19 protein-coding genes are annotated in these 21,083 nt (G+C 67.7%); 10 read left to right on the forward strand and 9 right to left on the reverse strand.

Annotation, left to right across the window (positions count from 1 at the left end; genetic code table 11):
* Positions 1-186 precede the first annotated feature (186 nt).
* From ACYCAX_RS00005 to ACYCAX_RS00040, 8 genes are all read right to left on the reverse strand, one after another.
* Positions 187-1,197: a YeiH family protein gene (locus ACYCAX_RS00005; protein ID WP_294973146.1), complete on the reverse strand. Its 1,011-nt coding sequence runs from the start codon at positions 1,195-1,197 to the stop codon at positions 187-189.
* Positions 1,194-1,529 carry a Rieske (2Fe-2S) protein gene (locus ACYCAX_RS00010; protein ID WP_294973148.1) on the reverse strand — a complete coding sequence of 112 codons (336 nt, stop codon included), beginning with the start codon at positions 1,527-1,529 and terminating at the stop codon, positions 1,194-1,196. The genes ACYCAX_RS00005 and ACYCAX_RS00010 overlap by 4 nt, the downstream gene beginning before the upstream one ends.
* Entirely contained in the window at positions 1,526-2,188 is a 663-nt protein-coding gene (locus ACYCAX_RS00015; protein WP_015477277.1) for a DsbA family protein, read from the reverse strand. The genes ACYCAX_RS00010 and ACYCAX_RS00015 overlap by 4 nt, the downstream gene beginning before the upstream one ends.
* Positions 2,185-3,474, reverse strand: a complete 1,290-nt coding sequence (locus tag ACYCAX_RS00020) for an MFS transporter (protein WP_294973151.1) — start codon at positions 3,472-3,474, stop codon at positions 2,185-2,187. Before ACYCAX_RS00020 ends, ACYCAX_RS00015 begins: the two co-directional genes overlap by 4 nt.
* A 93-nt stretch (positions 3,475-3,567) precedes the next feature.
* On the reverse strand, positions 3,568-4,620 hold the full coding sequence (locus ACYCAX_RS00025) for a beta-keto acid cleavage family enzyme (RefSeq protein ID WP_460247183.1): 1,053 nt from the start codon (positions 4,618-4,620) through the stop codon (positions 3,568-3,570).
* Positions 4,621-4,663: 43 nt separating this feature from the next.
* The gene (locus ACYCAX_RS00030; protein ID WP_460247184.1) at positions 4,664-5,512 is read right to left on the reverse strand and encodes a TauD/TfdA dioxygenase family protein; all 849 of its coding nucleotides are present in this window, start codon (positions 5,510-5,512) and stop codon (positions 4,664-4,666) included.
* An 11-nt stretch (positions 5,513-5,523) separates the two neighbouring features.
* Positions 5,524-6,504, reverse strand: coding sequence for a quinone oxidoreductase family protein (locus ACYCAX_RS00035; protein ID WP_015477281.1), 981 nt, complete (start codon positions 6,502-6,504; stop codon positions 5,524-5,526).
* 379 nt (positions 6,505-6,883) lie between these two features.
* Positions 6,884-7,126: a hypothetical protein gene (locus ACYCAX_RS00040; RefSeq protein WP_294977768.1), complete on the reverse strand. Its 243-nt coding sequence runs from the start codon at positions 7,124-7,126 to the stop codon at positions 6,884-6,886.
* Between the two features lie 177 nt (positions 7,127-7,303).
* Here ACYCAX_RS00040 and ACYCAX_RS00045 point away from each other — a divergent pair, with 177 nt between their 5' ends.
* From ACYCAX_RS00045 to ACYCAX_RS00065, 5 genes are read left to right on the forward strand one after another with little or no spacing between them, the layout of a single operon-like run.
* Entirely contained in the window at positions 7,304-8,305 is a 1,002-nt protein-coding gene (locus ACYCAX_RS00045) for an HlyD family efflux transporter periplasmic adaptor subunit (protein WP_015477283.1), read from the forward strand.
* Entirely contained in the window at positions 8,305-10,122 is a 1,818-nt protein-coding gene (locus ACYCAX_RS00050) for an ATP-binding cassette domain-containing protein (protein WP_460247185.1), read from the forward strand. Before ACYCAX_RS00045 ends, ACYCAX_RS00050 begins: the two co-directional genes overlap by 1 nt.
* Positions 10,119-11,249, forward strand: coding sequence for an ABC transporter permease (locus ACYCAX_RS00055; RefSeq protein ID WP_460247186.1), 1,131 nt, complete (start codon positions 10,119-10,121; stop codon positions 11,247-11,249). Before ACYCAX_RS00050 ends, ACYCAX_RS00055 begins: the two co-directional genes overlap by 4 nt.
* 5 nt (positions 11,250-11,254) lie before the next feature.
* Complete coding sequence (locus ACYCAX_RS00060) at positions 11,255-12,358, forward strand: ABC transporter permease (RefSeq protein ID WP_294977760.1); 1,104 nt, start codon at positions 11,255-11,257, stop codon at positions 12,356-12,358.
* A 10-nt stretch (positions 12,359-12,368) separates the two neighbouring features.
* A complete protein-coding gene (locus ACYCAX_RS00065) occupies positions 12,369-13,892 on the forward strand; it encodes an efflux transporter outer membrane subunit (RefSeq protein WP_015477287.1) in 1,524 nt (507 codons plus the stop codon).
* On the opposite strand, the gene ACYCAX_RS00070 is transcribed toward ACYCAX_RS00065, so the two are convergent.
* The gene (locus tag ACYCAX_RS00070; RefSeq protein ID WP_294977757.1) at positions 13,889-14,512 is read right to left on the reverse strand and encodes an eCIS core domain-containing protein; all 624 of its coding nucleotides are present in this window, start codon (positions 14,510-14,512) and stop codon (positions 13,889-13,891) included. The genes ACYCAX_RS00065 and ACYCAX_RS00070 overlap by 4 nt on opposite strands.
* 277 nt (positions 14,513-14,789) lie before the next feature.
* Here ACYCAX_RS00070 and ACYCAX_RS00075 point away from each other — a divergent pair, with 277 nt between their 5' ends.
* The 5 genes from ACYCAX_RS00075 to ACYCAX_RS00095 all read left to right on the forward strand — a co-directional run bounded on the left by ACYCAX_RS00075 (position 14,790) and on the right by ACYCAX_RS00095 (position 20,888).
* Complete coding sequence (locus ACYCAX_RS00075) at positions 14,790-15,206, forward strand: YybH family protein (protein ID WP_294977755.1); 417 nt, start codon at positions 14,790-14,792, stop codon at positions 15,204-15,206.
* Positions 15,203-15,688 (forward strand): P-loop nucleotide/nucleoside kinase family protein, encoded by a 486-nt coding sequence (locus tag ACYCAX_RS00080; protein ID WP_015477290.1) that lies wholly within the window; start codon positions 15,203-15,205, stop codon positions 15,686-15,688. The genes ACYCAX_RS00075 and ACYCAX_RS00080 overlap by 4 nt, the downstream gene beginning before the upstream one ends.
* A gap of 58 nt (positions 15,689-15,746) precedes the next feature.
* Positions 15,747-16,685, forward strand: coding sequence for a class I SAM-dependent methyltransferase (locus tag ACYCAX_RS00085; RefSeq protein WP_460247187.1), 939 nt, complete (start codon positions 15,747-15,749; stop codon positions 16,683-16,685).
* 241 nt (positions 16,686-16,926) lie between these two features.
* Positions 16,927-18,576 (forward strand): VRR-NUC domain-containing protein, encoded by a 1,650-nt coding sequence (locus ACYCAX_RS00090; protein WP_460247188.1) that lies wholly within the window; start codon positions 16,927-16,929, stop codon positions 18,574-18,576.
* Positions 18,573-20,888, forward strand: coding sequence for an ATP-dependent DNA helicase (locus tag ACYCAX_RS00095; RefSeq protein ID WP_294977749.1), 2,316 nt, complete (start codon positions 18,573-18,575; stop codon positions 20,886-20,888). Before ACYCAX_RS00090 ends, ACYCAX_RS00095 begins: the two co-directional genes overlap by 4 nt.
* Positions 20,889-21,083: the final 195 nt, after the last annotated feature.

Below are 21,083 nucleotides of genomic sequence, written 5' to 3' on the forward strand. Positions count from 1 at the left end.
GCCCTTAATGCTGGAGTTCGGAAGGTGACTTGGCTGGACGCTTACAGTGACTCGCCCGAGGGGGCGAAACAAAATCTCTCAGCACACGCCGAAGCAGCGCAGAAACACCCAACCCAAAAGCCAAAAAGCATCGCGGGCATAGCTCGCGGTTGGTGCCGATAAGGCGCAGCGACCAGCGCCGACCGATCAACCCGCCAGGCGCAACATCCCCAACACCAGCACCGCCAGGAACACCGTCTCCCCCACCATCAGCAGGATCGGCTTGATCCCCACCGTGGCCAGGGCACGCAATTGGGTCTTCATGCCCAATGCCGCGATGGCGATCACCAGGCACCATTGCGACAGCTTGCTGCCCGCCTGCTGCACCACCGGCGCGAGGACGCCGGTGCTATTGACCGCCGCCAGCAGCACGAAGCCCACCGCGAACCAGGGCAGCAGCGGCGGACGCTTGTCGCCCGGCTCGACGCCCCGGGCGCGGGTGATCATCGCCGCGCAGAGGATCACCGGCAGCAGCATGGCCACGCGCATCAGCTTGACCACCGTGGCGCTGTCGCCCACTTCCGGCGAGATGCTGTAGCCGGCACCGACCACCTGGGCCACGTCGTGGATCGTGCCGCCGAGGAAGATGCCCGCCTGCAACGGCGGCAGGCCCAGGACGTGAACGATCATCGGGTAGAGGATCATCGCCAGGGTCGAGAGCGCAGAGACACCGAGCACGGTGAACAGCGTGGCCTTCTCCTTCTGCGTGTGAGCCGGCAGCGCCGCCGCCAGGGCCAGGGCCGCCGAGGCGCCGCAGATGGCCGTGGCGCCGCCGGTGAGCAGGCCGAACAGGAAGTTGAAGCCCATGGCGCGAGCGACGGCGATGGAGACCAGGATGGTCACCGTCACCAGCACCACGACCATCACCACCGGCTGCCAGCCCAGCTCCGCGATCTGCCCGAAGGTGATGCGGATGCCCAGCAGCGCCACGCCCAGGCGGAGGATCTCGCGGGCGGTGAACTCGATACCGGCCTTGCACTGGCCGTCGCTGGCGAGGAAGTTCAGCGCCAGGCCCAACAGCAGCGCGAACAGCATCACCGGCGCGCCGTAGTGTTCGGAGAGGAAGGTCGCCGCGGCGGCGACCATCGCACTGACCAGCAGTCCGGGCAACAGGGTGCGGCTGCGGGTGCCGAGTGCGGAAATGACGGCGGTGCTCATGCGGAAACTTCCTCGGCGATTGCTTCGTCGAGCAACAGGTAGCACTCGTCGGCGCGCCATTCGATGGGATAGCGGCGCACGCCGAAACCCTTGATGCCCGCCGGGCAACCCGTGTCCAGATTGAATTTCAGCCCGTGCGCCGGGCACTGCAGCCAGCGTCCGTCCAGGCGGCCGCTGTACAGCGAGGCCCCGGCGTGGGGGCAACGGTCGTCGATGGCGTACACGCAGCCCTCGACGTCGAACAGCAGGACGATGCCGTTCTTGTGGTGGATCAGCGAGCGTCCGCCCGGTGCGGGCAGTCGCTCACGCGGAATGTGCAGCGCGCCACTCATGCCGACAGCGCCTCCTGCCGATCGAAGGCCCGCAGCAAGGCCACGAGCAACTGCTCCGGGCTCTGTCCGCCGAGGGCGAACGCGCGCCCGTCGAGCAGGAACAGCGGCACGCTGGAGTCCACCAGCCCCACGCGGCGGCCGATGAACGCGCGCGCACCGTCGGCCAGCGCCGCCTCGAACTCGGCAGGGGCGTAGTCGCAGGCACGCAGCAGGCGCCGCAGGGTGTCGCGCTGGCCGATGTCCTCGCCGAGCTGGAAGTGCGCGCGGAACAGCAGTTCCAGCAGGCGTTCCAGCTGCGACTGGCTGCCCAGCTGGGCGGCGCGCTGGAACACGCGGTGGGCGTAGGTGGTGTTGGGCATGCTGCGGATGCGCTCGAAGTCGATCTCCACGCCGGCCTGCCGCGCGGCGTCGCGCACTTCCAACTGGCGCGCACGCACCGCCCGCTTGCCGCCGAGACGGCGCTGGTAGAACGCGGCGAAGGGTTCGCCCTCCATCGGCACCTGGGGCAGCAGTTGCAGGCCCAGCCAGTTCACCCGCACGTCCAGTTCCGGGCGCTGCCGGGCCAGCAGGCGCAGCGCGGTGTCCAGGTTGCGCTTGCCGATCAGGCACCAGGGGCAGATGAAGTCGAAGGTCATGTCCAGGTTCAGCGTCGGCATCATGCGCCCTCCTCCTCGCCGCGCAGGCGGCGGATATCGCTGTGGTAGTGGCGCCGGGCGTAGATGAACACCAGCGCGGCGAAGATGCTCAGCAGCGGGACGATCTGGAACGCGCGGTCCAGTCCCACGGCGTCGGCCAGCACGCCGGTGAGCAGCGGGCCGGGCGCCAGGCCCAGCAGGTTGTTGGCCAGGGTCAGGGTGGCGAAGGCGGTGCCGTGCACGGCCGGTGCAGTGAGGTTGGCGACCATGGCGCCGGACGGCCCGGAAGTACCGGCGGCGACCAGCATGCCCAGGGCCAGCAGGCTCAGCTGCGCGGCACCCGGCGGCAGGTGGAAGGCCACCGACAGCAGCAGGCAACTGGCCAGGCAGAAGCCGATGGCCAGGACGATCTTGCGCGGCGGATTGGCGCGGCCCAGGCGATCACAGAGGATGCCGCAGAGCACCATGCCGCTGCCGCCGACCAGCACGATCACCGCCGAGATCAGCCCGGCCTTGTCGGTGTCCAGGTGGTAGTAGCGGTTCAGGTAGCTGGGAATCCACACCATCACGGCGGCGGCGACGAACAGTTGCAGGCCGCTGCCCAGGTAGGCGGCGATCACCGAACGGCTGCCGAACAGGCTGCGCAGCGAGCGCCCGCCGGCCTGGCGCGGCGCCTCGGCGGCGGCCACCGGGGCGATGCGCTTCTCGCTCACCACCAGCGGATAGAGCAGCGCCAGCAACAGGCCGAACAGCGCCATGCCGGCGAACGCCCAGCGCCAGCCCAGGTGTGCGGCCAGCACGCCGCCCAGGCCCATGCCCAGCACCGAACCGAACATGCCGCCGGCCATGAAGGCGCCGGTCAGGGTGGCGCGCAGGTGCGCCGGGAATACCGAGATCACCACGGCGATGCCGACGCTGCCGTAGGCCGCCTCGCCGACGCCGACGAAGAAGCGCGCGGCGAACATCTGCGGGAAGGTTTGCGCCACGGCACAACCCAGGGTCGCCAGGCTCCAGAGCATGGCCATCAGCGACAGGCTGCGCACCCGGCCCCAGCGGTCGGCGAGCAGCGAAAGGGGGAAGGTCAGCAGGCCGACCATGACGGCGACGATGCCGCTGAGCAGGCCGAGTTTGGCGTCGCTCAGGGCCCATTCGCTCTTGAGCAGCGGAAAGACCGCGTTGAGCACCTGGCGCGACATGTAATCGGAAATCAGCAGGCCGAAGGTCAGGGCGAACACGACCCAGGCATAACGGCGCGGCACGCTGGGGGTGGTGGCGGAAATGTCGCCCAGGGCGACGGAGTGGATGGCCATGACGCTACCTCTCCAGGCGAGTAATCAGGTACTTGTTGTTCTTCTGGGATAAAAACCGTCCCGGGTTACTGGCAGAACCCGGGACGGAGCCTGTCACGCGCGCAGCGGGACGGACTTCTGGCCCGGCTGGCGGTTGGGCGCCATGCCGTTCATGCGCAGGGTTTCCTCGACGCTGTCGTACTGCACGCCGATCTTGTAGATGGCGCGCGCTTCCTGGCCGCTGGCGACCTCGCGGCCCAGTTCGTGGGCGACGCGGACGCACTGCTGGATCTGTTCCACCGAACTCATGCGCTGGCCGTGCTGGCCGATGATGGTGTCCTCGATGCCGCAACGCGGGTGCAGGCCCATCGCCATCGCCATCATGTTGAACGGCAGGACGTTCTTGAGCAGCGACTCGGCGGTGACCGTGGCGCCGTCCGGCGCGCGGTGCACGAAGTTCATGAAGTTGAACGGGTTGGGACCGTCGAAGCCGCCGCCGATGCCGATCCAGGTCAGGTTCAGCGGGCCCTTGTAGACGCCCTTGCGCATCAGGCGCTCGAGGGTTTCCAGGGCATGCATGCCGGTCAGCTGGAAGTGCGGCTGGATGTTCGCCGCCTGCAGGCGCTTCAGGTGCTCCTCGACCCAGGCCGGGCCGGCCGGCACGGTCATTTCGCTGTAGGCCGCCTGGTAGGCCGGATCTTCCAGGGACGTCCCCTTGAGGTACTCCGGATAGAGCAGCTCCATGATGTTCATCTGGGTGGTATTGATCGCCACCGTCACCTGGTCCGGCTTCGGAGTCAGCTCGGCCAGCATGTGGCGGGTGTCGTCGGACAGCCACTTGGCCGCCTCGCCTTCGCCTTCCGGGGCGAAGGAGATCGAGCCGCCGACCTGGATGATCATGTCCGGCACGGCTTCGCGCACGCCGGCGATCAGTTCGTTGAACTTGGACAGGCGCTTGGAGCCCTTGCCGTCCAGCTCGCGCACGTGCAGGTGCAGCACGGTGGCCCCGGCTTCGTAGCAGTCAACGGCCTTCTGGACCTGCTCGTCCATCGTCACCGGGATGTCTTCGGGGAAGTCCTCGGGCATCCATTCCGGGCCGTAGGGCGCGGTGGTGATGACCACCTTGTCCTGGTTTTCCGGGTGCAGGGAATCGTCGAAAAATTGCATGTCAGTCTCCGTAGATTGTTCTTGTAGGGCTCTTTTTCGAGCGTCAGAACGGCTTGTCACCGATGATTCCGGCGCGCTCCATGCGGCGCACGCAGGGCGGGTAGTCCATCACCGCGTAATGCTGGGTGCTGCGGTTGTCCCAGATCGCCACGCTGTTCTTCTTCCAACGCCAGCGCACCTGGTACTCGGGGATGTAGACCTGGCTCACCAGGTAGCGCAGCAGGTCCAGCGCGCCGGGATTGGCGTCCTGGCCGAAGCGCACGTTCTGCGCGGTGTGGTAGTTGGTGAAGTGGGTGGTGAAGGCGTTGACGAACAGCACCTTCTCGCCGGTCTCCGGATGGGTACGCACCACCGGGTGCTCGGCGTCCGGGTACATCGCCTTGAGCGCCAGGCGCTTCTCGATCGGCATCGCCGCGCCGAAACTCGCCTCGATGCTGTGGCGTGCGCGCAGCTCGGCGATCCTGCTCTTGATCTCGGCCGGCAGGTTCTCGTAGGCCAGCGCCATGTTCGCCCACATGGTGTCGCCACCCACCGGCGGGCACTCCACGCAGCGCAGCACGCAGCCCATAGGCGGCACTTCGCGCCAGGTGGCGTCGGTATGCCAGGCGTTCTCGTAGCGGTCGTTGGGCAGGTCCGGGGTCTTGTAGATGCGTACCAGGCCCGGATGCTCGGGGTCGCTGCCGGCCACCGGGTGGTCCTCCAGCTCGCCGAAGCGGCGAGCGAAGGCCACATGGTCCGCGCGGCTGATGTCCTGGTCGCGCAGGAACAGCACCTTGTGCTTGAGCAGCAGGCCGCGCATTTCGTCGAACAGTGCATCGTCGCGGGCGGCATCGCCCAGATTCACGCCGGAAACTTCAGCGCCGATGCTGCAAGTCAGTTGCTCCACGTGCATGACGAGTCACCTCAGATGACGAAGATCGACGAACCGGTGGTCTTGCGCGACTCGAGGTCGCGGTGGGCCTGCACGGCATCCTCCAGCGCGTAGTGCTGGTTGATCTCGATGCGGATGTCGCCATTGCCGACGTGGGTGAACAGCTCATCCAGCAGCGCGGCCTTCTCCACCGGGTCGGCGATGTAGTCGGCCAGCGCCGGGCGGGTGAGGAAGATCGAGCCCTTCATCGCCAGCAGGACCGGGTCGAACGGCGGGATCGGCCCGGACGCGGTGCCGACGCAGACCATCAGGCCACGGCGTTTGAGCGAATCCAGGGAAGACATGAAGGTGTCCTTGCCGACGCTGTCGAACACCACGTCGACGCCGCGCCCATCGGTCAGCTCACGCACCCGTGCGGCGACGTCTTCGCGGCTGTAATCGATGACCTCGGAGCAACCGTGGGCCAGGGCGACCTGGGCCTTGGCTGCGCTGGAAACGGTGCCGATCACCCGCAGGCCGAGCAAACGCGCCCACTGCGAGACGATCAGGCCCACGCCACCGGCGGCGGCGTGCAGCAGGATGCTGTCGCCACGCTTGAAGTCGTGGATGCGGCGCATCAGGTAGGCCGAGGTCAGGCCGCGCATGGTCATCGCGGCGGCGGTTTCGAAGGCGATGCTTTCGGGCAGGCGGATCAGCGGCGCGGCGGGGACCAGGCGCTCGGTGCTGTAGGCGCCCAGGGTATTGATGAAGCCGGTGTAGGTGACCCGGTCACCGGGCACGACGTTGTGCACGCCCTCGCCCACCGCCACCACCACCCCGGCGGCCTCCACACCCATACCGCTGGGCAGGGGCACCGCATAGGTCCCATTACGGAAGTAGGTGTCCGCGTAGTTCAGCCCTACGGCAACGTGGCGCAGGCGAACCTGCCCCGGGCCGGGATCGCCGACCTCCACGTCCTCGTAGCGCAGAACTTCGGGCCCTCCTGTCTCATAGAAACGAACGGCTTTGGCCATGCCGGATTCTCCTGTCTGTCTTGTTTTTTTAAAGGGCGGATGCCCGTGAATTGGACTCTAGGGAGAGGGCCGGAAAGCCGCTTCACATCGAACGACAGGGGCTTTTCATTTCGTGACAGGACGGTGGCGCCGCTCATCGGGCACGCGCTGCGACCGGCGCCAAGGCGCGTTCACTGGGGGAGGACAGCCAATGGGAGGATGCGGAGATGCCAGGACTCATCGCACTGCTGCTGGCGGGCGTAATGCATCGGTTCAGTTGTAGGAGCGAGCCTGCTCGCGAACCGCCCAGCGCCGGAGCTGCCGGTAGCGCTTCTTCGCGAGCCAGGACTGGGCGTCCCCTCGGTCCTGCGAAAAGCCCACCCGTTCGCGGTTATACGCCCTACGGATGCTGCTTCCGCAGGCAAGCCATCGCGATAAAGCGCGCCGACACCATCGCCAGCAATCCGAGCCCGCCGAAGAGCACGATGGTCACCATGCCCTCGTGGCGGGTCAGGAAGTCCGTCAATGCGGCCAAGCCGATGGCCAGGACGAACATCACCATGCCGAACCACTGCATCAACTGCGCACGACGCAGGCAGGCGGACTGTTTGACGGCCTGAGAACTCTCCATTCGATCGTTCATGACAGCGCTCCCGTTGAGGTGGCCCCTCCACGCTAACAGCAATCCCGAGCCACGGCCGTGCAACTGACGAAACGTGATCCAGGCCCTCTGCGACGCACCGTAGCAGCGTTTTTGCTGCTCTGCGGGCGAATAACTGACTATCCTTCACCGGGCTGTCACGAAACAGGGAAGGTCTTCATGCCGAAGAAGCTGTTGCTGGTCGTCGTTCTGGTGCTGTTGCTGGGGGGTGGAGCATGGTGGTACCTGCAGTCTCGCGAAGGTGAGGAGCAAGGGCTGGTGCTCTACGGCAACGTCGATATCCGCCAGGTATCGCTGGCCTTCATCGGCAGCGAGCGCATCGCGACGATGAATGTCGAGGAAGGCGACGTGGTGAACGCCGGCGACGTGCTGGCCAGCCTCGACACCCGCACCCTGCGCCTGCAGATCGACAAGGCCCGGGCGCAGATCGCCGCCCAGGAGCAGAACCTGCTGCGCCTGAAGAACGGCTCGCGCCCCGAGGACATCGATCGTGCCCGCGCCCAGGAGCAGGCCGCACGCGCCCAGCTCGACCTCGCCAACACCCAGTTGCGCCGCCTGCAGAACATCCGCGCCAACAGCCCCGGCGGCCGCGCCGTGAGCCAGCAGGACATCGACAGCGCCACCTCCCAGCAGAAGGTCGCCCAGGCCCAGTTGGAAGATCGCCAGAAAGCCCTGCGCCTGGCCCGGATCGGCCCGCGCACGGAAGACATCGCTCAGGCCGAGGCGCAACTCGCCGCCGCCCGCGCCGACCTCGCCCTGCTCCAGCACAACCTCGACGAAGCCGACCTCAAGGCGCCACAGAACGCCACCGTGCGTTCGCGCCTGCTGGAACCCGGCGACATGGCCTCGCCGCAGCGCCCGGTGTACGCCCTGGCGCTGACCGACCCGAAATGGATTCGCGCCTACGTCAGCGAAACCAACCTGGGGCGGATCAAGCCGGGCATGAAGGCCCGGGTCTTCACCGACAGCCACCCGGACCAGGCCATCGACGGCCACGTCGGCTTCATCTCCTCGGTGGCCGAGTTCACGCCCAAGTCGGTGCAGACCGAAGAGCTGCGCACCAGCCTCGTCTACGAGGTGCGCGTGCTGGTGGCCGACCCGGACAACCGCCTGCGTCTGGGCATGCCGGCCACGGTGCGCTTCGCCGACGAGCCGCGCTGATGGCGCCTGTTCAGGGAAGCCGCAACGAAGGCCCCGTCATCCGCGCCGAGGGCCTGGCCAAGCATTTCCTGGTGAAAGAGTCGGGCAAGACGGTACAGGCGCTCAGGGACATCAGCCTGGACATCCCGCGCGGCCAGCTCACCGCACTGGTCGGCCCCGATGGCGCCGGCAAGACCACCTTCCTGCGCCTGGTCGCCGGGCTGCTGCAGGCCGACGCCGGCACGCTCTCGGTGCTGGACCTGGACGTCCACGCCCACCCGCAGCAGGTGCAGGACCGCATCAGCTACATGCCGCAGCGCTTCGGCCTCTACGAAGACCTCAGCGTGCAGGAGAACCTCGACCTCTACGCCGACCTGCACGGCGTGCCCCACGGGCAGCGCGAGGAGCGCTACCAGCGCCTGCTGGAAATGACCGACCTGACGCGCTTCACCGAGCGCCCGGCGGGCAAGCTCTCCGGCGGCATGAAGCAGAAACTGGGCCTGGCCTGCACCCTGGTGCGCTCGCCGGACCTGCTGTTGCTCGACGAACCCACAGTGGGCGTCGACCCGCTGTCGCGCCGCGAACTGTGGGAGATCATCCAGCAACTGATCGAGCAGGAGCAGCTCAGCGTGCTGGTCTCCACCTCCTACATGGACGAAGCCGAGCGCTGCGCCGAAGTCTTCCTGCTGCACCAGGGCCAACTGATGGCCCAGGGCGACCCGGCGTCGATCCGCCAGCACGCCGACAACCTCTGCTTCATCGCCACGCCACCGCCGGACGAACCCGCGCGCACCCTGCAGACGCGGCTGCTGGAGGATCACCGGAACATCGTCGATGCCGTGCCGCAGTCCGGCGAGGTGCGCTTCATCCGTCGGCCCGACGCCAACCGGGAGAAACTCGAGCGGATGCTCGACGGCGCGCCGGTACGCCAGGTGGAGGCGCGCCTGGAAGACGGCTTCATGTTCCTGCTGCGCGCCCGCAGCGACGCCGAGGCGGTGGACATGGAGTCGCTCAAGAGCGGCACGCACCGGCACGAAGGCAGCGACGAAGCAGTGATCGAGGTGAAGGACCTTGTGCGCAGGTTCGGCGACTTCACCGCCGTGGCCAGCACCAGCTTCAGCGTGCGCCGCGGGGAAATCTTCGGCCTGCTCGGCCCCAACGGCGCCGGCAAGACCACCACTTTCCGCATGCTCTGCGGCCTGCTGCCGGCCACCAGCGGCACCTTGCAGGTCGCCGGGGTCAACCTGCGCCACGCGCGGGCGCAGGCACGGCGCAAGGTCGGCTACGTGTCGCAGAAGTTCTCCCTCTACGGCAACCTCTCGGTGGCCGAGAACCTGCGCTTCTTCGGCGGCGCCTATGGCCTTGGCGGCAAGCGCCTGGGTCAGCGGATGGATGCGGTGTCGCGGCAATTCGACCTCAGCGGCCAGGAAGATGCCCCCAGCGGCCAGTTGCCCGGCGGCTTCAAGCAGCGCCTGGCGATGGCCGTCGGCCTGCTCCACGAACCGGAAATCCTCTTCCTCGACGAGCCCACCAGCGGCGCCGACCCGCTCGCCCGCCGCGGCTTCTGGCAGCGCATCACGGCGCTGGCGGCGTCCGGCACCACCATCATCATCACCACCCATTTCATGGAAGAAGCCGAGTACTGCGACCGCATCGTCATCCAGGACGCCGGCCGGCTGCTGGCGATGGGCACCCCGCGGGAAGTGCGCGAGCAGGCCGGCGGCCAGGGCAGCACGCTGAACATGGAACAGGCGTTCATCCAGATCGTCGAAAGCAATCGCCTTGAGAGCAATCGCGTCGAAAGCAACGGGCAGCACGCCAAGGCGGGTGCGGCATGAGCGCCGGTGGCTTCTGGCGACGCCTCGCCTCGCTGACCCGCAAGGAAGTGCGGCAGCTGGTGCGCGACCGCAGCAACCTGCTGATCGGCATCGGCCTGCCCATCGCGCTGATCCTGATCTTCGGCTACGGCCTGTCGCTGGACGTGAAGCGCGCCCTCGTCGCCATCGTCCTCGACGATCCCTCGCCCATCGCCCGTGACGTGGCCGCCAGCATCAGCCGCACCGACTACCTGGTGCCGTACCCGGTACGCTCCTTCGCCGAGGGCGAGGCGCTGATGAAGTCCCGCGAGGTGGACGCGCTGGTGCAGGTGCCCTCGGACTTCACCCGCCGCCTCAGCGACGGCAACGCGCAAATCCAGGTGCTGGTGCAGGGTTCCGACGCCACCCGCGCCGCCAGCGTCGCCACCTACGTCGGCAGCGCCCTGGCCGGCTGGGGCGAGAAGCAGGCCGACCGCAGCGCCGGCGCCCAGAGCCAGGGCGGCGCCGTCACCATCGTCCAGCGCATGTGGTTCAACGCCGCCAACACCAGCACCTGGTACCTGGTGCCGGGGCTGATCGTGCTGATCATGACCCTGGTCGGCGCCTTCCTCACCGCCCTGGTGATGGCCCGCGAATGGGAGCGCGGCACCCTGGAGGCGCTGTTCGTCACCCCGGTGCGGCCGGTGGAAATCCTCCTGGCGAAGATCATCCCCTGCTTCGGCATCGGCATGATCGGCCTCGCCCTGTGCCTGATCGCCGCGCGTTTCCTGTTCGACGTGCCGCTCTACGGCTCCTTCGTCGTGCTGGTGATCGCCTCCATGCTCTACATGCTGGTGGCGCTGGGCATCGGCCTGCTGATCTCGGCGGTGACCAAGAACCAGTTCCTCGCCAGCCAGATCGCCCTGCTCGCCAGCTTCCTGCCGGCGATGATGCTCTCGGGCTTCATCTTCGACCTGCGCAACGTGCCCACCGCCATCCGCGTGGTCGGCAACCTGCTGCCGGCGACCTACTTCATGGAACTGGTGAAATCCCTGTTCCTGGCCGGCGACTTCTGGCCAATGATCCTCAAGAACTGCGCGATCCTCGCCGCCTACGCCGTCGCCCTGCTGGGCCTGGCGCGGCTGGTGACGCGCAAGCGGCTGGACTGACCGGCATGGAATTTCTCTGGCGCATCCTCAACCTCTGGCGCAAGGAACTGCTGGTGATCCTCAAGGACCCGGCCAACCGCATCGTACTGGTGGCCCCGGTGCTGATGCAGAGCGTGCTGTTCGGCTACGCGGTGACCTTCGACCTCAACGACGCGCCCTACGCCATCCTCGACCTGAGCCACAGCGAATCCTCCACCCGCCTCGCCTCGCGCCTGGACGGCAGCGGTATCTTCCACCGGGTGGCGACGCTGACCCGCGTGGAGGAAATCCAGACGGTGATCGACGAGCAGAAGGCCCTGCTGGTGATCCATATCCCGTCGGACTTCCAGACCCGCCTGGCGCAGGGCGAGCCGGCGCCGATCCAGGTGATCCTCGACGGGCGCAACTCCAATACCGCCGGCTCCGCCGCTGCCGGGCTGGCCGTGGTGGTCGGGCAGTTCAACCAGGAACAGGGCCTGGCCTCGGCGCCCATCAGCGTGGTCAGCCGCGCCTGGTACAACCCCAACCTGGAGACCCGCTGGCCGCTGATCCCGGCGCTGATCGCCACCCTGAGCATGATGCAGACGCTGATGCTCACTGCCCTCTCGGTAGCCCGCGAGCGCGAACAGGGCACCTTCGACCAGCTCCTGGTAACGCCCTACACGCCGTTGGAAATCATGCTCGGCAAGGCCATACCGCCGACCCTGATCGGGCTGGCGCAGGCCAGCCTGGTGCTGCTGATGGCGCTGTTCTGGTTCGACATCCCGATGGCTGGCTCGCTGCTGGACCTGTACGGCGGCCTGACGGTATTCACCATCGCCTGCGTCGGGCTGGGCATGTCGATCTCGGCGGTGTCGCTGAACATGCAGCAGGCCATGCTCTACACCTTCGTACTGATCATGCCGCTGACACTGCTCTCCGGCCTCGCCACGCCGGTGCGCAACATGCCGGAGTTCCTGCAGGTGGTCACCTACGCCAACCCGCTGCGCTTCGGCATCGACCTGATCCAGCGCATCTACCTGGAAGGTGCCACCCTCGCCAGCGTATGGCGCAACCTGATCCCCATGCTGGCGGTGACCGCCATCACCCTGCCGCTCGCCTCGTGGCTGTTCCGCCACCGGCTGGCGTGAGAGAACGCCCATGACCCGCGCCCTTGCTCCCCTCGCCTGCTGCCTGATCCTGCTCGGCGGCTGCGCCGTCGGCCCCGACTACCAGGCACCGAAAACCCGGAGCCCGGCCGACTGGCAGGCGGCCCATTCCGGCGAGGCGGCGCTGCCGCCTGCCGCCGGTACCACCCAACTCGCCGAGGACTGGTGGACACTGTTCAACGACCCGGTACTGAACAACCTGCAGCGCCGTGCGGACAAGGCCAGCCCCGACCTCAACACTGCCGTGCTGCGCTTCGCCCAGAGCCGCATGCAGCGGCAGATGGTGGCCTCCCAGCGCGGCGTGGACGTCAACGCCCAGGCGGCGGTCAATCGCCAGCGCATGAGCGAGAACGGCGCCAATGCGCTGATGATCCAGCGCATCGCGCCGGGCGCGAACAGCGAAGAAATCAGCAAGATCCTCGCCGAGCCCTTCACCCTCTACCAGGCCGGCTTCGACGCCTCCTGGGAACCGGACCTGTGGGGCCGCATCCGTCGCTCCATCGAATCCGCCGATGCCAGCGTGGCGGCGCAGGCGGCGATGCTCGACGAAGTGCGCCTGGGCGTCGCGGCGGAACTGTCCCGCGCCTATTTCGAGCTGCGCGGCGTACAGCAGCAGATCGCGGTGACGCGCCAGGACCTGGCCGCCACCGAGCAATCCCTGCAACTGATCCAGGTGCGCGCCGACGGCGGCCTGGTGGACGACTTCGACGTCGAACGCCAGCGCGGCCAGCTTGCCGACCTGCGCTCGCGCCTGCCGCAACTGCTGGCCAGCGAAAGCGCCGCGATCAACCAGGTCGGCGTGTTGATCGGCGCCGAGCCCGGCAGCCTGCGCGACGACCTCAAGCCAGTGGCGCAAGCCGAACCGCAGACGCCCGACCTCAGCCTCGGCCTACCCTCGGAACTCGCCCGCCGCCGCCCGGACATCCGCGCCGCCGAAGCCCAACTGCATGCCGCCACGGCCAATATCGGCGTGGCGGTGGCCGATCTCTACCCGGCCATCCGCCTGGGTGCGCGTTTCGGCTTCGAATCCACCGAGGACGGCCGTATCAGCGACTGGGGCAGCCGCAACTGGAGCGTGGGGCCGAGCCTCTCCGTGCCGATCTTCGACAATGGCCGGAGGCGCTCCAGCATCAACCTGCGCAAGCTGGAACAGCAGGAAGCCGCCGTGGCCTACCAGCAGACCGTGCTCAAGGCCTGGCAGGAAGTCGACGACGCCTTGAGCCAGTACGGCGCCGAACGCCAGCGCAACCGCCAGTTGCAGGACAAGCAGCGCAGCACCGACATCGCCTACGGCATGGCCAGGGCGCGCTACGCCGGCGGGATGACCGACTTCCTGGTGGAACTGGACGCCCAGCGCGCCTACCTGCAATCGCGCCGCGACCTGGTGGACAGCGACACCCAGCTGCGCCTGACCCTGATCGCCCTGTGCAAGGCCTTGGGCGGCGGCACGCCGCCCCCGCAAGCCCGTCGCGACGAGCCCCCCGCGGCGGAAGCGAAAGAAACCGCCAGCCGCTAGTGCGGCGCGGCGGCCGTCAGGCGGCTGTCGCGCAGGTCCCTGGCCACCCGCAGCTGCATCTCGTAGGCCGGCGCCTCCACGGCGTCGAAGTCCTCGCTGTAACGGTTGGCGAAACCCTGCACGCCCCACTCCTGGTACTGCTTCACGTGCCACAGCTCGTGGGCCCAGAGGGCGACGTTGGTCTGCGCGTCCTCCTCGCTGCGAAAGACGATCACGTCCACCAGGGTGACGGCCTCGGTGTCGGGGTTCTGCATGATCGTCTGGGCGGCGTTCAACTCGTCCAGCGCGCCGGTGGAATAGCGCGCCGCCATCAGCACCTCGTCGGGGAAATAGGCCTGCAGCTGCGCGCGGATTTCCAGCGGGACCGGCAGGGTGCCGCCCTGCTCCGCCTGGTCGCGGGACTGCTGCAGCCAGACGCCCAGCGCCTGGCCGGCCATCTTGCGGGTATCGGCGATCACCGGGCCGAGCACGGTGCCCAGGTCCGGCAGGCAGACGCAACTGTCCAGGCAGACCTGGCGCTGCCCCTGCGGGCAGGTCGCGGCAGGGGTTTCGACGGACACGACCAACCCGGCGAGCAGCGCCAGTGCGCGCAGGATGCGGGTCGGAATGGGGGATGGCATGTTGGGGAGGCTCCGCTGCAGCGTGGAGAAAGACATGTCGGTTGGACCGCGTTGCGGCGCGATCATGCCATGCCGCCGGCACAAAAAGAGCACTGGCGCGACGGATGAAACTTCTGCTAGCTTCATGCCCCATGAATGCCGCCAACCGCACCTTCCAGCAGATTATTACCACCATCGCTCCGATGGTGGGTTAGCGCATTCGAAGCGACAACCAAACCCGCCTCCCGGCGGGTTTTTCAATGCCCGCCGTCCGAGGCTCCCGATCGAGGAGATACCGATGGACCCGGCATTCCCCGCAGCCCTCCACCCTGGGCAGCATCCCCTGCAAGCACTCATCCAGGCCGCCGACGAGGCCATCGGTCGCGAGGACTTCGACGCGCTGCTGGCGTTCTACACCGACGACGCCCTGCTGCTGGTCAAGCCCGGCCTGCTGGCGCGCGGCAAGGCCCAGATCCGCCAGGCCTTCGTCGCCATCGCCGAACATTTCGACCATGACCTGCGGGTGCGCCAGGATCGCCTGGAAATCCTCGAAGCCGGCGATACCGCGCTGGTGGTCGCGCAGACCCTGCTCGACACCCGCCACGGCACGCTGAGCCGCCGCGCCACCTACGTGTTCCGCCGCGAAGCCGACGGCACCTGGCGTTGCGCGGTCGATAACTCCTACGGCACCGACCTGCTGGAGGCGACACCATGAGTACGGGCACTTTGCACCTGTTGTGTGGCAAGGCGGCGTCGGGCAAGTCCCGCCTCGCCCGCGAACTGGCCGAGGCGCCGGGCACTGTGATGCTGGCCGAGGAACAATGGCTCGCCGAGCTCTTCCCCTGGGGCATCAGCAACCCCGACGACTACCAACTCTACGCCCGCCGCGTGCGCAAGGTCATGGGCCCGCACGTGGTCGGCCTGCTGCGCGCCGGCACCAGCGTGGTGCTGGACATCCCCGCCAACACCCTGGCCGACCGCCGCTGGCTGATCGACCTGGCGCAGCAGGCCGGCGCCGCGCATTGCCTGCACTTCCTCGATGTCGACCCGGCCACCTGCCGCAGCCGCCTGCTGGCCCGCCACGCCCTGGCGCCTCTGGCCGCGCCGCTGGACCCGGCCGGCTACGAGGCGCTCAATCGCTACTTCGTCGCCCCGCGCCCGGAGGAAAAACTGCAAGTGCAGCGCCACGGCGCCTGAGCGCGTAGAATCGCCGCCCCGATTTGCTCCAATCGTCTGAATCAGAAAGACCGGAAAGATGAACGCCGAAGCCATCGCCACCCTGCGCGAGCAACTGCTCGCCGCCCTGAACCCCGCCCCTGCGGAAACCCGCCGCCTGTTCCACGGCCGCGGCCGCCGCTGGCCTGGGCTGGAGCAGGTGACGGCCGACTGGCTGGAAGGCGTGCTGCTGGTGTCGTTGTTCCGCGAGCCTGAAGCCGAAGAACTGGCCGCGCTCAGAGCAATGCTGACCGAACTGGCTGACAGCCAGACCTGGCGCAGCACCGGCGCCCGCAGCCTGATGCTGCAGCACCGCTACACCCTGGAAAGCACCATGGAAGTGCTCCACGGCGAGGCCTTCGACGGCTGGCAGATCAGCGAGCACGGCCTGCGCTACCAGCTGGACCTGGGGCGCAAGCAGAACAACGGCCTGTTCCTCGATATGCGCTACGGCCGCCAATGGGTGCAGGCCAACTCCGGTGGCAAGCGCGTGCTCAACCTGTTCGCCTACACCTGCGGCTTCTCCGTAGCCGCGATGGCCGGCGGCGCGCAGAAGGTGGTCAACCTCGACATGGCCCGCGCCGCGCTCAGTCGTGGCCGCGACAACCACCGCCTGAACGGCCACGACCTGTCGAAGGTGAGCTTCCTCGACCACGACCTGTTCAAGTCCTGGGGCAAGGTGAAGAAATCCGGCCCGTACGACCTGATCATCATCGACCCGCCGAGCTTCCAGAAAGGCAGCTTCGTCCTCGACAAGGACTACGCCCGCGTCCTGCGTCGCCTTCCGGAACTACTGGACGGCGCCGGCACCGTGCTGGCCTGCGTGAACGACCCGGCCGTCGGCATGGACTTCCTCCTCCAGGGCATGGCCGCCGAGGCGCCGCAGCTGCGCTTCGTCGAGCGCCTGGAAAACCCGCCGGAATTCGCCGATATCGAAGAAGACAGCGGGTTGAAGGCGCTGGTGTTCCGGCTGGACTGACCCGTACCGCCCCATCGCCGGCACTATGCCCCTGTAGGAGCGAGCTTGCTCGCGAACCCCGCTTCACGCCGGGCCATGCGGTGCAATGCGGTTCGCGAGCAAGCTCGCTCCTACGAAGAGCAGCCCGCAGCCATGTAGGCAATCTCCCGATGAAAGGCCGCGCTAACCCTTGCGGCCAGGCCCCCATCACGCCATCCTTGCTACTGTATGTAAAACCAGTGCCTGCCCTGGTGCTCAAAAAATGCCCGTGCCGCTCGACCCCAGCCTCTACTACCTGACCAACTTCCACCGCGCCCTCGACTGGATCGACGAACGCTACGCCGACCTGCTCGACGCCGAGGAAGCCCGGTTCATCGCCGATTTCCGCGCGCTGCCGTTGCCCTCGCGGGCGCTGCTGGTGCGGCTGGTGATGCGCAAGGGGCCGCACTTTCGCGCCGGCAAGCTGAGCTACGCGGAGATCAGCGACATCCCCAGCGCTGCCGCGCCGCTGCTGGAACTGGGCTGGCTCGATAACGCTCACCCGCTCACGCTGGAAGAGCTGCTGTCACTGCTGCTCAAGGGCGAACTGCTCGCGCGTTTTCGCGATGACCTGCCGCGCGGCTCGCTGAAGAAGGCCGAACTCTACGAGCACCTGCACGCCTACCACGAGCAGGTGCAGCCCTTCGCCGGCTGGTACCCGGAGCTCGACCAGCTCTACACGTTGATGGTGACGCCGCTATGCGACCGCCTGCGCCTGCTGTTCTTCGGCAACCTGCAGCAGGACTGGTCCGAATTCGTCCTCGCCGACCTCGGCATCTTCCGCTACGAGACCGTGTCCTTCACCGCCGATTCCCGCGCCTTCCGCCGCCGCAATGACCTTGAGGCCTACATCCACCTGTGGAACGGCGCGGTGCGCTTCGAAACCGGCGAACCCATCGCCGAGCTGCTGGCCGAACTGGACGACTTCCACAGCGACAACAGCTACCTGCAAGCCCGCCACGGCCGCTTGCTGTACCGCATGGCCTACCAGCTGGAGCGCGAAGGCGAGCTGGACGCCGCGCTGGCGCTTTACCAACGCACCGCCGCCGAGGGCTCGCGGCAACGGCAGATTCGCGTGCTGGAACGCCTGCAACGCTTCGAGGAAGCCCACGCCCTGGTGCAAGCCGCCCTGGTCGCGCCGGAAAGCGACGGCGAGCTGCAGTTGGTCGAGCGTGCGCTGACCCGGCTGGTCCGCCAGCTCGGGCTGCCGAAGGAAAAAGCCGCCAAGGCTGCCCCGCCGCTGCGCATCGATCTGGAGATGCCGCGCCCGGACGTCAACGTCGAGTTCGCCGTGCAGGCCGCGCTTCACGAGGACAACGCGCCGGTGCACTACGTGGAAAACGCGCTGATCTGCAGCCTGTTCGGCCTGCTCTGCTGGGACGTGATCTTCGCCCCGCTGCCCGGCGCCTTCTTCCACCCCTTCCAGGTCGGGCCCAGCGATCTCAACCGCAGCGACTTCGTCAGCCGCCGTGCGGAAGCCTTCGCCGCACGCCTGGCGTTGCTGGACAGCGATGCGTACCTGACGGCGATCCGCGAAACCTGGGCCGCCAAGACCGGTATCCTCTCGCCCTTCGTACACTGGGAGCTGCTCGACGAAAACCTGCTGGAGCAGGCCCTGCACTGCCTGCCGGCGGCGCACCTGAAGCTGTGGTTCGAGCGCCTGCTGGCCGACCCGAAGGCCAACCGCGCCGGCATGCCCGACCTGATCCAGTTCTGGCCCGCCGAGGCGCGCTACCGGATGATCGAGGTGAAAGGCCCCGGCGACCGCCTGCAGGACAACCAGAAGCGCTGGCTGGCCTTCTGCGCCGAGCACGGCATGCCGGTGGAAGTCTGCTACGTGCGCTGGCAGGGCGAGGCGGAAGAGCTCTCATGAGCTACGCCATCGCCGTGCGCGCGCTGTGCGAATTCACCGCCAAGGAGGGTGACCTCGACCTGCGCTTCACCCCCGCTCCCACGGCTCAGGAAGGCATGGCCGGGCACGCCACGGTGGTCTCCCGCCGCGGTCTTGGCTACATCGCCGAGTTGCCTTTGCGCGGCGAATACCCGGGGTTGGTGGTCAGCGGCCGCGCCGACGGCTACGACCCGAACGAAAACCTGCTGGAAGAGATCAAGACCCATCGTGGCGACGTCGCACGCATCCCGCAGAACCACCGGCTGCTGCACTGGGCGCAGGTGAAGGTATACGGCTGGCTGCTGTGCCAGACCCTGGAGATCGACGCCATCGACCTGGCCGTCGTCTACTTCAACGTCATCACCCAGAAGGAAACCGAGTTCCGCGAGCGCTTCGCCGCCGATGAGCTGCGCGCCTTCTTCGAACTGCAATGCCAGCGCTTCGTGCAGTGGGCCGAGCAGGAAAGCGCCCACCGCGTCGAGCGTGACCAGGGATTGGAAGCGCTGCGCTTCCCCTACGCCGATTTCCGCCAGGGCCAGCGCATGCTCGCCGAGTCGGTGTACCGCGCCGCCCGTGACGGCCAGACGCTGATGGCGCAGGCCACCACCGGCATCGGCAAGACCCTCGGCACCCTGTTCCCGCAACTCAAGGCCTTCCCCGGCCAGCAACTGGACCGCTTGTTCTTCCTCACTGCCAAGACTCCCGGCCGGCGCCTGGCGCTGGACGCCCTGGCGACCCTGCGCCAGCAGGAGGCCGCCCAGCCGCTGCGGGTGCTCGAGCACGTCGCCCGCGACAAGGCCTGCGAGCACCCGGACAAAGCCTGCCACGGCGAATCCTGCCCGCTGGCCAAGGGTTTCTACGATCGCCTGCCCGCCGCCCGCGAGGCCGCGCTCAAGCAGCGCTGGCTGACCCAGGAAGCGGTGCGCCAGGTGGCGCTGGAACACCAGGTCTGCCCGTACTACCTGAGCCAGGAGCTGTGCCGCTGGTCTGACGTGGTGGTGGGCGACTACAACTACTACTTCGACATGACCGCCCTGCTCTACGGCCTTACCGTGCTCAACGACTGGAAGGTCACCCTGCTGGTGGACGAGGCGCACAACCTCATCGAGCGCGGCCGCGGCATGTACAGCGCCGAGCTGGACCAGGGCGAGTTCAATGCCCTGCGCAAAGTCGCCCCGGCCAAGCTGAAAAGCGCGCTGGAGCGCGTCGGCCGGCACTGGAACCAGCTACACCAGGACCAGGACGTCGACTACCAGATCTACCCGACCATCCCCGACCTGTTCATCGCCGCGCTGCAGAAGGCCGTCAGCGCCATCACCGACCACCTCACCGACCAGCCCACCGGCAACGAGGCCGAGCTGCTGCGCTTCTACCTCGACGCCATGCTGTTCTGCCGGCTGGCCGAGGCCTACGGACCGCACTCGCTGTTCGACATCACCCGCCACGACGTCAGCGCGCGCCGCGTACTCTCGACCCTGTGCCTGCGCAACGTGGTGCCGGCGCCCTTCCTCGCCGAGCGCTTCAAGGTGGCCCACAGCACCACGCTGTTCTCCGCCACCCTGACCCCGGCGCATTACTACGCCGACCTGCTCGGCCTGCCCGAAGACACCGGCTGGCGCGAGGTGGAGTCGCCCTTCCACGCCGAACAGCTGGAAGTCCACGCGCTGAGCAACCTGTCCACCCGCTACCAGCACCGCGAGGCCAGCCTCACACCGATCAGCACCCTGATGGCCCGGCAGTTCCGTACGCGGCCCGGCAATTACCTGGCCTTCTTCAGCAGCTACGCCTACCTGCAACAGGCGCTGGACCGCTTCACCGCCGAGTACCCGGACATCCCGCACTGGGCACAGTCGCGCAGCATGAACGAACTGGAGCGCCAGGCCTTCCTCGACCGCTTCACCACCGGCTCGCGCGGCATCGGCTTCGCCGTGCTCGGCGGCGCTTTCGGCGAAGGCATCGACCTGCCGGGCGAGCGCCTGATCGGCGCCTTCATCGCCACGCTGGGATTGCCGCAGGTGAACGAGGTCAACGAAGAGATCAAGCAGCGCATGCAGGGGATGTTCGGCGACGGCTACGACTACACCTACCTGTTCCCTGGCTTGCAGAAGGTCGTCCAGGCGGCGGGCCGGGTGATCCGCACGCCGACGGATTCGGGGGTGATCTATCTGCTCGATGACCGCTTCAACCAGCCGGCGGTGCGGCGGTTGCTGCCGGGGTGGTGGAAGCCGGAGCGGCTGAAGTTCATCGCCGATCCGCCGCGATTCAAGGCGCCGCAGGGGTATCTGTTGCTGTAGCCGCTTGCATGCGCAATTCCCTGCTTCGCGATGGGCGTTGTGCCGTGCGATTCGCGAGCAAGCTCGCTCCTACGAAGAGCGCGCCGATGTACAACCTGTAGGAGCGAGCTTGCTCGCGAACCTGCCGGAGACGCCGGCCCTGCCGGCGATTCGCGGAGAAGCTCCGCTCCTACGAGAGCCAAAGCGCCGGAGCGG

Source organism: Pseudomonas sp. MT3, assembly GCF_054720805.1.